Raw genomic sequence first — 14,242 nt, 5'->3', positions numbered from 1 at the left:
ATCCGTCGCCGGTAAGGCATAGGAAAAGCAACCTGACACGAACAACCTCACTCAACCCCGCATTCAGATATGAAATACAAACACACACTTCTCACGGCGGCCACCCTCGCCGCCTTTGCCTCCACGGCCACGGCCGCGACAACACTTTTAAGCGACACCTTCGATGTCGGAGCAACCCCATCTCTCGGCGATGATGGCGATGACCCGAACGATGGAGCTTGGACAGCTTCCCATGTGGGGACCTCGGTCACACTTGTGGGCGATGGTATGCCGCAAAACAATACCTTGGGGTTCTCACCCGACACAACCTTTCGCTATGCAATCACAACATTCTCCGAGGCAACTTTGGGAAATGGTGACTCTCTGGATATTAGTTTCAAGGTCAGGGCAACTAGCGGGCCGACGGTCGCGAGTGGGGCTTTCCAATTCGTTCTGAATGATACAAACGCTGGTGGTTACGCATTTTTCAGTAGTTGGGGTGACGGAAGCACAAACGCTATTTGGCATGGCAACGGTGGTCTATCAGCTAACAATAGTTTTGGCATTGACGGGGATGATTTTGATGTCACCGGAACCACCTGGCACACGGTAAACGCCACCATCACCCGCGTGGATGCCACCCACCTGACCTTCACCTACGGCCTCGACGGCACCAATCACGTGAATGCTGTCACCGTGGAGGACCTTACTCCAACGTTCACCTTCAATCGTCTCCATATCGGTAACCGAAGTTCAGAACAGGCCTTCCTCCTGGACGATGTTCTGGTGACCTACCAAGCCGTGCCGGAACCAAGCTCAGCCGCACTGCTCGGCCTCGGTGGTCTTGCGCTGATACTCCGTCGCCGTAAGTAAGCGGCGGCAGTTTTTCATGGTGCTCCGCGTTGTTTTGCAAAAGCCTGCCTCCCCCGGGTTCATACCCCGGCGAACCGGTCCGTGGGAAATTGTCCATATATGAAACAGTCGCCTGTTTTGTCGTATCTTCCTGCTTGATACGCCTTCCACCATTCTATACAGGTAGCAAACGAACAAACACAGGTAAGTTCACTCAACCCCGCATTCAGATATGAAATATAAACATACCATCCTCACGGCGGCCACCCTCGCCGCCTTTGCGTCCACGGCCACAGCCGCGACGATTTTCAACGACACTTTTGACGTCGGTGCGACCCCCACTCTCGGCGATGATGTTGATGATCCGAACGACACTGAATGGACTCCCTTCAACGGAGACGTTACATCCAGCTTAGTGGACGATGGCGCTCCTCAGAACAATGTGATGCAGGTGGCCAATACCGGGACCTTCCGCCCCATGATTACCACGTTTTCGGACGTGACTTTGGAAAATGGTCATACTCTCGATTTCAGCTTCAAGATTAAGGCTACTAGCACGCCAACGGTTGCTAGTGGTGGTTTTCGTTTCCACCTGGGTAACGGAAGTAAAGGCTATACATTCGTTGCTAACTGGGGGGATGGAACAACAGATGGATTGTGGAAGGCAGCCAGTGGGTTGTCAGCGACAACTAAGATTACTGAGGCTGACGGCGGGAATAATTTCGACCTCACCGGCACTGGCTGGCATACGGTGAACGCCACCATCAAACGTGTGGACGCCACCCACGTGAGCTTCACCTTTGGACTCAATGGCACCAATCATGTTGAAGACGTCACCGTGGAGGATCTGACTCCGGCATTCACCTTCAATGTTTTGAACATCGGTAACGCCGGTTCACAAGAGACCTACCGTTTGGACGACATCGTCCTGACCCAAGCCGTGCCAGAACCAAGCTCAGCCGCACTGCTCGGTCTCGGTGGCCTTGCGCTGATGCTCCGTCGCCGCAAGTAATCGGCTGGAAAAAAATTTGATAGGTTATTGTTTTTCGTGTGTTTGGAAAGGGTCCGTGCGTGATGCGCGGGCCCTTTTTTCATCGGGGGTGGTTCGTGAGAAAACCTACCGTCCCCGTCGTGTCACCACGGCGGGTGTGCTGGTGGTGCCGTAGCGGTCGACCGAGCTGACGGCGATCGCGTCGGGCTTGCCGCTGAGCGACAGGCTGGTCAGGGTGGCCGGCAGCACCTTGACGGTGAACCAGTTTGTTCCGTACCGGGCTTGCACCGCGTACTTGGAGGCTCCCCGCACAGTTGACCACCTGGCCAGGGTCGTCGCGCCGGAACTTGCCGCGCTGAGAGCGGGGGTTTTTGGTTTGTCCTGGCTGAGCCACGGCATCGGGGGAACCAGAGCCGCGGTGGTGTAGGTGTTTTTGGCGAGCAGGGAGGAAATACCATCCCGGTTTTCCCGCAGTGATTTCATACTCCAGTGGACGTGGCCGGCGTAATTGCGTCCCGTGGTGCGGGAAAGGTTCACCTGGTTGATGATTTCCGAGGCAGGCCGCCCTGGGTCCTCACTGCCCTTGATACGGGCCGTGGCGATTCCGGGCCAGACCGGGCGACTCCCCTGGCCACGCCACCAACTGAGCAACCTGGTGTAGCTTTGCGGTCCCTGGATACGCCAGTAGAGCTGTGGTGACATGTAGTCGCACCAGCCGTTGGCCAGCCACTTGCGCGAATCCGCCGCCAGGTGTTCGTAGGCGTTGATGGTCGCCGTGGTGCCGGAGGGGACCCCCGGTTTCCAGATGCCAAACGGACTGATTCCTACGCGTGCCCAGGGTTTGGTTTTTTTGACGGATGTGTACATCCGCTGCACAAAGTCATCGACGTAGCCGCGTCTTTGCGCCGGGCTTTTTCCGTCGGGGAAAACGGGTTTGGCCCTACCACTTGCATCCACGTCAGGGTAAGGGTAAAAATAATCATCAATGTGGATGCCGTCGACATCGTAGCGGCGGGTGACATCGAGGATGACCGCCAACGCCCTCTGGCGGGTGAAGCTGCTGGCAGGGTCCATCCATTTGCAGGTCTTGAAATTGCGGATCAGCGATGGATGGGTGCGGCAGACATGGTTACTTGAGGTCGGCATGGATGCATTGGGCAGGGCGCGGAACGGATTAAACCATGCGTGCACCTCAATGCCGCGTGCATGCGCCTGGGAGATGCAGTAGGCAAGCGGATCATAGCCGGGTGATTTTCCCATCGTTCCCGTCAGCCAGGGACTCCAGGGTTCGATGCTCGATGGGTAGAGGGCATCCCCGTGTGGGCGCACCTGGAGGATCATCGCGTTCAGGTTCAAGCGGACCATCTGGTCGAGCATCGCACGCAGTTCCGCCTGTTGGGCTGAGGCCGGGAGGCCCTTGCGGCTAGGCCAGTCGATATTATAAACACTGGCGACCCAGGCAGCCCGGAACTCCCTGGTCACCACAGGCGGGTTCTCCCGGCTCGGGGAGTAAGCCTGGGCCTTGAGTGGCAATGGAATAAGGCATCCGGCGACGATCAAAAGCGGTAGGGTGAATATGCGTTGTAACATTTCCGTTAATATCCGCGCGCATACTGCCGTTAGCAAGGTAAAAGCTCAAGCGGGCAGAGGCTTCAGCGTCATGGCGAGCCTCCCCATTCAGGGACCCGCAGAGAAAAAGGCCCCGTTGGGAAAAAATATGCCGCGCAGCTCCTGTCATCCATTGGCATGGACGGTCATCGAATGTAACACACACATCAGAAAACTAGCCAGATCGCTGCGCGACAACTTGTAACACACAAGATGGCGCAGTTTACCATGATTTCCTCTACTGACAATACCCCTGATTAGGGGGGGATAAAACGCGTAGTTTTTGATGGTGGTCTGACTGTATGGCTATTGTAAATCTTAAGTAATGTTAGAATATACTTGTTGTCTACCCCGGATTAAGTTAGGCTATTAACGTTATGTTAGAGTCGGAAGAGCCAAAGGCGGGAGGCGTAGCCGTCGAGCGCGTGGTTGCATTGCAGAAAATCTGGTCTCAGCTTGCCCAGTTTGCGGTAGCGGATGCCACGGCTGCCCTGAAGTATTTTCTGCGTGAAACCTGTGCTATTCTGAACGCAAAAGACGCTTCCTGGTTAGTGATGCGTCAGGAAATAAGGTTACCGAGGGATATATCATCGGCCCATTATAAAACGATTTTTGATACCATGAACGGATGGTTGCCCATGTCGGCGGAGTATCTCAACCCGGAACGGGTCTTCAAAAAAATCGTCGAGCGCTGGCTGATGCACGCACGCAGAGAGGGAATCGATCCTGCTTCGAGGCAGTTGCTCAAAGGGGCCGGGAGATATACCCGGGCATTGATCCGGCATGATGTGGCGACTGACCAGGAATGGAAAAATCACTGGATTTCAAAGAAATTTCACGATTTCTATGGTATCGGGGAGCGTATATTTGCAAGCACACCGGTTACCGATAGCTGCGAAATATGCATCGTCATCGATCGTCCGATGGGAGCTGCCCCCTACACAGCGGAGGATCGCGATTTTTTGCAAATGGCGGTAGGCAGCGTTCCCGGCTTGCAAAGGCGCTTGTGTCTGGAACGTGGGTTGTTAGAGTCGTCGGCGTTGCTGAGCAACCGTGAAATGGATACATACAGGCTGTTGCTTACCGATCTGTCCGAAAGCGAAATCGCTGATAGACTGCAGCTGTCGACTCATACCATCCATGATTATGCGAGGCAGTTGTACCGAAAATTCAATGTCAAAGGTCGCGTCGGCTTGATGGCCAGGGTGCTGGGTTCGTGATCGTAATCCCCAGCGTCTCGATGCGGCCAACCCATGGATGACGGGGTGTTGCCCGCTTTTTGGTTTGGGTGAATCGGTAAATGGCAGGGTGCCTGCCGGGGGGGGCAGGGGTTCAAGGCAGAACGCCCAGCGAATGCATTGCCTGCTAGTAGTTGAGTCCCAAGATGGATTTGGGGAGAAACATGCCGTCCTTGCGGATCAGTTTGTCATCGAACCAGATTTCCCCACCTCCGTAGTCCTTGCGCTGGATGGTGACCATGTCCCAGTGGACTTGCGAACGGTTGCCGTTGTCGGCTTCCTCGTAGGCCTGGCCTGGTGTGAAGTGGAACGAGCCGGCGATTTTCTCATCAAACAGGATGTCGCGCATCGGCTCCTTGATGCCCGGGTGGAAACCGAGGGCGAACTCCCCGACGTAACGCGCGCCCGCATCGGCATCGAGGATCTTGTTGAGCTCCCTGGTCTTGCCCGGTGACTCCGCCTTGACGATCTTGCCTTTGTTAAACTCAAGGCGGATGTTGTCGAAGGGAATCCCCTGGTAGACGGTCGGGGCGTTGTGGCTGATGACCCCCTCCACGCTGTCTTTGACCGGGGCGGTAAACACCTCGCCGTCCGGGATATTATGCTCACCACCGCAGACGATGGCAGGGATGTCTTTGATCGAAAAACGAAGGTCGGTGCCCTTGTTTTTGATATGCACCCGGTCGGTTTTGTCCATCAGCCGCTTGAGTGCACGCATGGCGGGAAGCATGGATTTGTAATCAGCCAGGCAGACATCGAAGTAAAAATCCTCAAATGCCTCCGTGCTCATCCCCGCCTGCTGGGCCATCGCGGGGTGGGGCCAGCGCAACACAACCCACCGGGTGTTATCGACTCTGTGGTTCATCACCTTGCGCATGTGCGTCATCACAGTTTTCATTTTCGCCGCAGGCACATCGCTGGTTTCGCAGATGTTGTGTGAGCCGCGGATGGCGATGTAGGCATCCATGTCCTTCATCTCGGCAAGCTGGTGATTGGCGATGAGCTGGTACTGCGCATCGGTGGCGCCGATCGACATCTCACGCGCAATCCGTCCCTGCTCGACTTTGACCACCGGGATGCCCTTTCTAGCCCTCACTTCACGAATCAAACAAATACCAAGCTCATCAGGAACGTCCACCAGGTGGAGGAGGACTTTTTCATCCTTTTTGATGTTTGTGGAATATCGGACAAGCTGTCGGGCCAGTTGGGAAATACGAGGATCTTGCATGCCTTTGAGAAGTAAGTAAAATGAGCAAAGAAGCAAGGGTGGATTGGCCGGGCGAAAAAAACACCCAGGCCAACATGGAAATTGGCCTGGGTTGAGAAGTGTTGGCTTGTTTTGAAAATCCTACTTCCTGCGACGGAGTATCAGAGCGAGTCCACCAAGACCGAGCAGGGTTGTGGAAGATGGCTCGGGCACTGCCGCCGGGTTAACCAGATTCAGACCTGTGTTATCGATGTAGATGTCATCGATCATACCGCCGGCAACCCCGTAATTGCTGACAAAAAACAGCGAGTCGAGGTCGGGAACGTTAGCATCCCACGAGCGTGTATCGTAGGAATCGTCACCATTCCCGTCACCAGGCCCCAACTTCACGCCGTCGATGTAGATAAAGTAGCGCTCGCTGCCTGCGACGAGCGGCTCCGATGGTGTTGTGGTGTTCTGCACGTGGATCCAGACGTTGTACCACTGGTTTTGATTCAATGAGGTCTGAACAGCTGTGTTATGGTGAGCTCGAATGTCGGAAGTCCCCCCCGTGTCCTTGTTATACAGACCAACCTCATCATCATTTTCCCACCAGTTGGCACCAACAGCGTCTTTATCCGTGAGGTAAACAGAGAAGGCTCCTGTGGTGCGGTAACGGAAAAAGATCGTCGCCTCACTGCCGTCACTAATGGTTTGGCCACCGAGCGCGAGCTGGTATCCTGCGTTGTTGGCCGCACCGGTGAGCTGGGCGACCTGATTGCCGGCATTGTCCGGATCGGCAACCACGGAGCCACCGGCGGTGCCAAATTCAGTCCAGCCACCGGCAGTGTCAACGTCATTGCCGAGTGTGTGGCCTTCAAAGTTGTCCAGCAAAGTGAACGCCGCTTGCGCCGGAATGGCGACGGCGAACAATGAAGCTGTCATTATGAGTGGTGTCTTTTTCATAGTGTATCTTCTTCGTTAGAAAAGTGGATCATGCGAGTGCACAGGCACTTCATCAATCGGGGCGAGGCTACAATGCGTCCATAGGCATGGACACTAAGAAAGCTCGATTTGACGGCGTAAACCGAAAAATTTTGTCTGTTCTTGCACGATATGTCCATGACTTGCACAATTTGATCATGTTAGATTAGGCTGTTTGAAGTATTCTGGCAAAGCTCGCGGGCAAAAAACACCCCGACCGCAGCCCGACATGCAAGCAGGTAGAGCTGCGGAGGCCGGGTTTAGCGGGCAAATTGATAGCGCACCTTGTCGGCCACCAGGTTGGCTTCTTGCTCGGCTGCCTTCAGTTCGACAACGTCCTGACTTGTCTGGTGACGCAGGTAGTGTTCTGCCCCGGCATGGCTGAAGTAGGCCGTCAAAAGCTTGGTCTGGTCGTCTTCCACCCAGCAGCGGACATGCTGGGATGCATCCGAGATCACATGCAGACCACGCTTCGCGGGGTTGAGCAGTTTCGCCGAATAGATGTGGTGCTTGGTTGATCGAAAATCGTTCGAGCCGTAGGCGTTGGCGTCTTTGCTCCAGCTATGGGCCGGCTTGGTGCGGGGGCCGTAGATGCCGCATAAGGTATCCGGGTAAAACGCCTGGGCGGTGCCTTGAAGTCGGGCAATATGATCCGGCGGATAGACCGAGAACTGTCCTTTCCGATTCCACTCCAAGGTCTGGCACGCCTTGTCGCAGGCAAGGACAATACCCAGCTGTCGCGGTCTAACATCTTGTTTGACGATAAACGTATATTCGATGTCGAACGAGCCGTCACCACGGATGGTGTAGATGTAGAAACCTGACGCTTCTTTGTATGCGCCTGTGACCTTGAATTGGATTTCGGTGGCGCTGCGTTTGACAAGATCGATGCCTTCACAGCTCCATTGCTGGCAGACACCTGATAGAAACGCGCTGTAGTTGGCGGCGTCATCCTTTAAAATGGGGATGTTGTCGACCACGCGGACCTTGTTGTTATCAAGCGGCAGGATCATCAGCGACGGGCCGTTGTTGATCAGGGGTATTCCGTTGAACGTTCCTTGCTCCATCAATCCGGAACGTTTGCTGACCAGGATTTCAAAGTCGCTGCCGCCGACACGGTAAACGTTTTCGTCCTCAGTGAAGGTCAGCTTTTTGGTGACGGCGGGGGTCGGTTTGAGATCGTGGGACAGCGGACCGATGGGAAGGTGATACTTGTCGATCGCGACGCCCTGGTGGTCTGTGATTTCCAGTTCGAGCACACCTCGATCGGCGGCACCTGCAGGAAGTTTGACGATGAAATGCCCCGTGTTGCCGGCTGGAAGCCGAGAGTGGACCCGGCCTTTCAAGTCGCCGTATTTCCAGTCGATACCGAGGCCGGAGAAATCAATACTGTCGTAGCGGTTTTCAACATCCAGGATGATTTGACCGTCCACCAGTTGATAGTTTTTCAACGCGACCTTGACCGGCGAGTAGGCTTTTTTCAACCCCCAGAATTCTGGTTTCTCGCGTCGCCACCCGTCAATGATCCCCCATGGCCCGTAGCCGGTGCTTTTGTCCTTCGGCAGGAAAAAGACCTCATCAATGCCAGCCCAGACACTGCCGCCGAGTGATCCACGGCTTGTTAGTATGTTTGTCCACATCTGGCAGGCATAGCGACTCCATTGGTCGCGCACGCCTGGGTCTGTTAGGAATTCCCTTTCATTGTAGGCGTTGAGATGGAGGAACTCGTCGTAGATGATGGGTCTGAAATAATTCTCGTATTTCCTGGGTCCGTCAGCACCGGGGTAGTGCTTGGTTCCGATGTCGAGTAAGCCGCGCCCTTGAATCCCGTAATACTCGGAGTGGCTGAACATCACCAGTCGGTCTTGATCGAGTTTCTTCAGCATCTCCACCGATTCTTCATAAGCCTTACTCCAGCGGCTTTCATTGGCCTGTGACCAGATGATCACCGACGGGTGGTTCCGGTCGCGGTAATAAAGCTCCTGGGTGACGCGCATCACGTAGGGCTTGCTGGCTTCTGTAGCGTTGCTCCAGCAGATGGGAGCTTCATCCATGACAAACATTCCCATTTCGTCACACAGATCGAGCAGCTGCTTCTCCGGGGGGTAGTGGGATGTGCGGATGAAATTACAGTTCGCCTCCCTGAAGAGCTTCAAGTCCTGCTCGACCAGTTCCGGAGTGGTGGTCCGCCCTGTCAGTGGGTGGATGGAGTGGCGGCAAACCCCTCTCAATTTGAGCCGTTTGCCATTGATGAATACCTGGTTGTCCTTTGTTTCGATCGAGCGGAAACCAACGCGCTGGTTGATGGTTTCGATCACCTTGCCGTCCTGCTTGAGCCGGATCTGGAGTTGATAGAGGAACGGGTGCTCGGCATGCCATTTCTCCGGGTTTTCGACCGGGCAGGACAGCTCGGTGCTGAACGTGCCCTTTGCCTTGAGATCACCGAGCTCGACCTGGCTTAGTTCTTTGCTTTGTCCGTTGAAATCGGCATCCACGCCCTTGATGCCGAGCGGCGTGAGGTGCAGGCTGGCGCTGAGGCCTGTTTGTGTCTGGGCAGAGTCATTGGTGACTCCCAGGCTAAGCATGAGCGTGGCGTTGTGATAATTCTTGTCCAGGACCGGGCGGACACCGATGTCGGAAACATGGGTTTGAGGCAAAGCAAACAAGGTGACTTCACGGTTGATGCCACCTATCTGGTGTTTGGCGTAGTGACTGCCCTTGGCCATGGTGTCGGCGAGGGATTCGCTTTGCACGGTTAGAGCGAGCTGGTTTTCTGATCCGATGGAAATCAAATCCGTGACGTCGAGCTCGAAAGGCAGAAAGGCGCTGGTGCGGGTGCCGGCTTTCTTGCCGTTGACGTAGACATGACAGGTCGAATAGACGCCATCGAAACGTATCCTGACCCGTTGTCCCCGCATCGACTCCGGAACGGTAAATGTCCGGTGGTAAGCGGCGGGCGTTTCTTTTTTGACTTCATACCCCTGCATAAGCCACTCGCCGGGAACTGTGATTTTTTTTGTGAGTGACTCTACCTTTTCAGGAAAACCAGCCGGCACGGATTCGAGAAAATTCCAGGTGCCGTTGAGACTGATCGACTCTGCCGCTGCCGGAAGCGGGGAGACGCGCGACAGATGATGCGCCTCGGCGTCATCTTTCCGGGGCGTGGCGTGCGCCTTGATGGATAGACTGGACATGAGTCCAACCGCAACAAGTCCCACGGTGAGGATATTTCTTTTTTTGATCATGCTTCTTTGTTTTATGGTTTTAAGGATGGGGTTGGTCAAAAATCATTTTCCAACACTCAGGTGGAAACTTCCTTTTATGTGGTCGCCGGGTTTGAGAGGGCGATAGTCGCGTGACGCGAGGCGTTTCAAAAACCGCTCGGCCCCGGCGTTGGCGTAGCCGTAGACAAACGCCTTGGTCCGCTCGCCACTGACCAGCGCCTGGAAGTGGCACGGCGAATCGTTGGAAAAGATCTCCAGCGATGCGTTGTCCGACGCCAGAGTGACATGCCGGATGTTCATCTTGGTCGCGCGGAAGTCGTTCGAGCCAAAGCGTGTGTTGTCCTGGCTCCATGGCCACTCCGGCTTCGTGCGCGGGCCGATCTCGATCACGTCCGGCGAGTTGCCGTAGCGCGCCTTGGCGGTGCCGCGTAGCCGACCAATGTGGTCGTCCGGGTAAGTCGTCCACTGACCCTGGCGTAACCAGGTGAGGGAATCGAAACGGTTAGGTAAGTCAAATACGACACCTGTCTGACGCGGGCTGAGCTCCACTTTCATAGTGAAGTCATAATCCAGACGCGGTGGGCTGTCGGCGCTGAAGGTAAAGGTGAACTGCCCCGTGGCCTCCTTGTAGTTGCCGTGGATTTGCACGGTGACGGCATCACCTGCCTGGCTCGCCTCCACGCTGCGTAGCTGCCATTGGCTGGCAGTGCGATGGAAGGCGTCGAAGGTCTTGGTTTTCCCCATCATCTGGATATTGCCCTCGGTGTTGTGTGGGGTGAGAACGAGATGCGGCCCCCACTGGATCATGGCTGTGTCGCCGTGAGCGCAGGTGAATGCACCCGTCTTGCGGTGGAATCGATAGAGGCTTTTCCCTTGTCGGATTTCGATGTGGGTGTCGGACTTTGTTAGGGTGACGCGTCCTAATTCAGGTTTTGGAATAACCGGTGCTGTGGTTTGGAAAATAAACTCGTCCACCACGTAGCCCAGCGGGTGGGTGACGGTCAGGCTAACAGGCTCTCCGCGCTTGATGCCGGATGGTGGCGCGATGGTGATTTCCCCTTTGGCCCGCGCCGCGATGTCAGGTGTCACCGTGCCTGTCTCGTTCCCATGTTTCCAAGAAAAGGTGAGCTGGTTGAAGTTGAGGAAGTCGCCCCGGTTTTCCACGGTCAGCGTGATGTCTTTCGCTCCGATGGCTGGCTCGTGACGGTTGGTGATGTGGACCGGTGAGTAAACTTTTTTCACATGCCAGTGCTCGGGTTTGGGTCGACGCCACGGATCGACAGGCCCCCAGGCACCGTAGCCGACGGTGATGTCGTCACCCATAAAGAAGGTGTCGTCGATACCCGACCAGATAGCGCCACCGGCGATGCTTTGCTCGTGCCACATGGTTTCCCACATGGAGCTGAGCGGTTCACCCCATTGGTCGCGCAGGCCGGGGTCGGTCATTTGTTCGCGTCGGTTATAGGCGTTCAAGTGGGCGTATTCTCCAAACATCAGTGGGCGCTTGGAGTATTTTTTGGCGATCGGCTCTCCGTTGTAGCCGGGGTAGTGGATGTTCCCTAGCTCACAATGGGATTCGTCCTGGGTAATCAGCTGCTTGTACATCCAGTTGAATGTCTGCGGCCGGGTGGGGTCGAGCTCACGCATGACCTTGGATGCAGCGATGAAGTTTTTCCCCCAGGCGGATTCGTTGGCAATCGACCAATATAACACCGACGGGTGGTTGCGCCAGGTCTTGACCATCTCGGCGAGCTGCCGCACCGTCAGGATTCTGTGGGATGTGTTGTTAGAAAGCTTTTCCCAACAAAACGGGCCTTCGATTTCAAGCCACACACCATGCTTGTCACAGGCCGTGCCGAGGTGTGTTGCCGGCGGGTAGTGGCAAGTACGGATCAGGTTGATGTTGGCGTCGCGGAACAGCAGCACGTCTTGTTCCCAGAGCCCATTGGGCAGGCTGCGGCCGCGTAGTGGATGCGCTTCGTGATGGTTGATGCCGCGCAGTTTCACAGGTGCGCCGTTGACCAGGACTTGTGACTGGGTGACTTGGACTTCGCGGAATCCTACCTGGTGCCGGGTGGTGGAACCGGCCACGCTGATTTCCAGCTGGTAAAGGTAAGGGCTTTCCGGCGTCCAGTGTTTCGGCTGCTTGACAGGTAGGCTGAGCTGGTGGGTGCCGGGTGTGAGCGCTTTGCTGGTGTCGAAAACCACCTGCTCGTTGTGGTCTCTGAGGATCATCCGGACCGGAGTGGTGGCGGATTTCTCACCTGCGATTTTCAGCGTCAGATCAAGTTGGGCATCGTTGAATTGTGCATCGAAGTCGGTGCGGATAATCACATCCTTTAGGTGGGTTTTGGGCACGGAAAACAGGGTGACATCGCGTGAAATCCCCCCGAGCGGATGGCAGGCGTATTTACTGGCACTCGCCATCTGATCGGCAAGCGACCAACTGGTGACTCTCAGCGAGAGTGTGTTAGGCCCGGGGATGATGGCGGCGGTGATATCGATTTCGAAAGGAGTAAACCCACCGGTGTGGGCGCCCACGGGCTTGCCGTTGACAAAGACTTCACAGTCTGAAAACACCGCGTCGAACCTGAGTTTGACCAACCTGTTTTTCCATGCTGCGGGCACTTCAAAAGTCCGCATATACGCGGTCGGTTGCTTGGGGTCGATGTCAAACCCCTGGTTGATCCACTGTCCGGGCACCTCGATGTTTGCCCAGTTTTTATCAGGTGTTAGGGATGCAAATGATTCGGGGGCCTTGGGTGAAAACCTCCAGGTGCCATTCAACGACAGCAGCCACGACGGCTCCGTTTTTTGGGAGTCGGGTATCGGGGTGTATTGGATGTTTTCAAGCCCGAAATCCGGGGTGACCACGGTGAGGGGGGTGGCTGTTGACGACAGGATGGTCGCCGAGCTCAATGTCGCGTTCGGACTGCGACCTTTGCTGTTGTGGATCTCGAGCTGGAACATGCCGTCGGCGAGGGCTTTTGCCGGAATCGTCAGCTTGACCGGATGCTCTGAGTTTTTTGCCACGACCACATCCTTGACCACCACTTCGCCATCCACTAGAATCGAGACGTGGCGGGCCTCCTGGTCTGCCGACAGCACGAGCTTGGCGGTGTATTGCTCACCACGCACGGCATTTCCGTAAACCAGGCTGACGGTTTCTCCGAAAGCAATGGTCCGGTCCTTGACCTCTGCCGGCACAGTGTCCGGCCAGGTGTAACTGGCGCCACTTTCCAGATGGGGTGATTTTTGACGGCTGCCCAGATCATCGTAGGCGACCGTGTGTTGGGTGTCAGCGTAGGTCGATGCGAGTGCTGCCATCGACAGGGTGAGTATGGTGAGGTATTTGTGATACATGGGAACAGACAGTTAGGTTGTATGTTAGATGTCTTGCATGATGGCAGAGCGACCTCCGTCCATCAGGATGGTGTTGCCGGTGATAAACTGGGCGTAGGATGATGCGAGAAAGGCGCTGAGTGCCCCGACTTCATCCGCCTGGCCGATCGATTTGGTCGGGTGCAGTTCCTCGGTGCGTTTGCGTTCGGCTGCGGGGTCGGGGAACTGGTCGAACCAGACCTGGTTGCCCGGTGTGTCGATAAAGCCGGGCGCGATGCCAACGACGCGCACATCCGGCCCCCACTCGATGGCGGCGCTTTGCACCAGCCCGAGCAGAGCCGCCTTGGTGGTCTGATAGGGAAAACACCCCTTGATGGTTGAATAGGCGTGGTTGGAGTTCATCACCTGGAACACGCCTTTTGAATCGCGAAGAAAAGGCAGCGCGGCTTTTCCCAGCCGCCAGTGGGAAGCGAGGTTCAGCTCCATGTTATAAGACCAGTCCTCCTCGCTGCAGTGCTCGGTTCCTTTGAAAACATTGAGGCCGGCATTGGATACAACGATGTCCAGTCCGCCCAGAAGTCCTGCCGCTTGTTGCACAAAAAGGGCGGGTGTTTCCGCTCGACTGAGATCTCCGCTCAGGTAGTGGGCGTGCCTGCCGTGGCTTGCAACCGTGTCGATGAATTTTTGGGCACGCGGGTGGTCGGGCTCGACGCGTCCGGTACCGACGACATGGCAGCCGGCCTTGGCCAGGGCGGTGGCAACACCGGCACCAACACCGTCGCTGGCTCCGGTGACAAGCGCTCGTTTGTCTGATAGATCGATTGCAAGCATGGGACTG

General features: G+C 55.9%; 8 protein-coding genes and 1 pseudogene. 3 read left to right on the top strand and 6 right to left on the bottom strand.

Annotation, left to right across the window (positions count from 1 at the left end; translation table 11 throughout):
- Positions 1 to 69: 69 nt before the first annotated feature.
- Positions 70 to 852, top strand: coding sequence for a PEP-CTERM sorting domain-containing protein (locus tag H7A51_17465; GenBank protein MCP5538008.1), 783 nt, complete (start codon positions 70 to 72; stop codon positions 850 to 852).
- 211 nt (positions 853 to 1,063) lie between these two features.
- Complete coding sequence (locus tag H7A51_17460; protein ID MCP5538007.1) at positions 1,064 to 1,843, top strand: PEP-CTERM sorting domain-containing protein; 780 nt, start codon at positions 1,064 to 1,066, stop codon at positions 1,841 to 1,843.
- 105 nt (positions 1,844 to 1,948) lie between these two features.
- Here H7A51_17460 and H7A51_17455 read toward each other — a convergent pair whose 3' ends face one another.
- Complete coding sequence (locus tag H7A51_17455; GenBank protein MCP5538006.1) at positions 1,949 to 3,412, bottom strand: family 10 glycosylhydrolase; 1,464 nt, start codon at positions 3,410 to 3,412, stop codon at positions 1,949 to 1,951.
- 395 nt (positions 3,413 to 3,807) lie between these two features.
- Here H7A51_17455 and H7A51_17450 point away from each other — a divergent pair, with 395 nt between their 5' ends.
- On the top strand, positions 3,808 to 4,650 hold the full coding sequence (locus H7A51_17450) for a hypothetical protein (protein MCP5538005.1): 843 nt from the start codon (positions 3,808 to 3,810) through the stop codon (positions 4,648 to 4,650).
- A 145-nt stretch (positions 4,651 to 4,795) separates the two neighbouring features.
- Here H7A51_17450 and H7A51_17445 read toward each other — a convergent pair whose 3' ends face one another.
- From H7A51_17445 to H7A51_17425, 5 genes and pseudogenes are all read right to left on the bottom strand, one after another.
- The gene (locus H7A51_17445; GenBank protein MCP5538004.1) at positions 4,796 to 5,896 is read right to left on the bottom strand and encodes an aminopeptidase; all 1,101 of its coding nucleotides are present in this window, start codon (positions 5,894 to 5,896) and stop codon (positions 4,796 to 4,798) included.
- Between the two features lie 120 nt (positions 5,897 to 6,016).
- Positions 6,017 to 6,091: pseudogene (locus tag H7A51_17440) on the bottom strand (PEP-CTERM sorting domain-containing protein).
- A 1,007-nt stretch (positions 6,092 to 7,098) separates the two neighbouring features.
- The gene (locus tag H7A51_17435) at positions 7,099 to 10,083 is read right to left on the bottom strand and encodes a glycoside hydrolase family 2 (GenBank protein MCP5538003.1); all 2,985 of its coding nucleotides are present in this window, start codon (positions 10,081 to 10,083) and stop codon (positions 7,099 to 7,101) included.
- A gap of 42 nt (positions 10,084 to 10,125) precedes the next feature.
- The gene (locus tag H7A51_17430) at positions 10,126 to 13,425 is read right to left on the bottom strand and encodes a glycoside hydrolase family 2 (protein ID MCP5538002.1); all 3,300 of its coding nucleotides are present in this window, start codon (positions 13,423 to 13,425) and stop codon (positions 10,126 to 10,128) included.
- 24 nt (positions 13,426 to 13,449) lie between these two features.
- Complete coding sequence (locus tag H7A51_17425; GenBank protein MCP5538001.1) at positions 13,450 to 14,235, bottom strand: SDR family oxidoreductase; 786 nt, start codon at positions 14,233 to 14,235, stop codon at positions 13,450 to 13,452.
- Between the last annotated feature and the right edge of the window lie 7 nt (positions 14,236 to 14,242).

Source organism: Akkermansiaceae bacterium, assembly GCA_024233115.1.
In the GTDB taxonomy this organism is placed as follows: Bacteria; Verrucomicrobiota; Verrucomicrobiia; order Verrucomicrobiales; family Akkermansiaceae; genus Oceaniferula.
The sequence above is the reverse complement of the archived record's forward strand: the minus strand, read 5'-3'. Positions and strand labels throughout refer to the sequence as shown.

Excerpts from the sequence above, each read along its gene's own strand:
- H7A51_17460 (MCP5538007.1), top strand. The coding sequence starts at position 1,064 with ATGAAATATAAACATACCATCCTCACGGCGGCCACCCTCGCCGCCTTT.
- H7A51_17455 (MCP5538006.1), bottom strand. The coding sequence starts at position 3,412 with ATGTTACAACGCATATTCACCCTACCGCTTTTGATCGTCGCCGGATGC.
- H7A51_17445 (MCP5538004.1), bottom strand. The coding sequence starts at position 5,896 with ATGCAAGATCCTCGTATTTCCCAACTGGCCCGACAGCTTGTCCGATAT.
- H7A51_17435 (MCP5538003.1), bottom strand. The coding sequence starts at position 10,083 with ATGATCAAAAAAAGAAATATCCTCACCGTGGGACTTGTTGCGGTTGGA.
- H7A51_17465 (MCP5538008.1), top strand. The coding sequence starts at position 70 with ATGAAATACAAACACACACTTCTCACGGCGGCCACCCTCGCCGCCTTT.
- H7A51_17430 (MCP5538002.1), bottom strand. The coding sequence starts at position 13,425 with ATGTATCACAAATACCTCACCATACTCACCCTGTCGATGGCAGCACTC.
- H7A51_17450 (MCP5538005.1), top strand. The coding sequence starts at position 3,808 with ATGTTAGAGTCGGAAGAGCCAAAGGCGGGAGGCGTAGCCGTCGAGCGC.
- H7A51_17425 (MCP5538001.1), bottom strand. The coding sequence starts at position 14,235 with ATGCTTGCAATCGATCTATCAGACAAACGAGCGCTTGTCACCGGAGCC.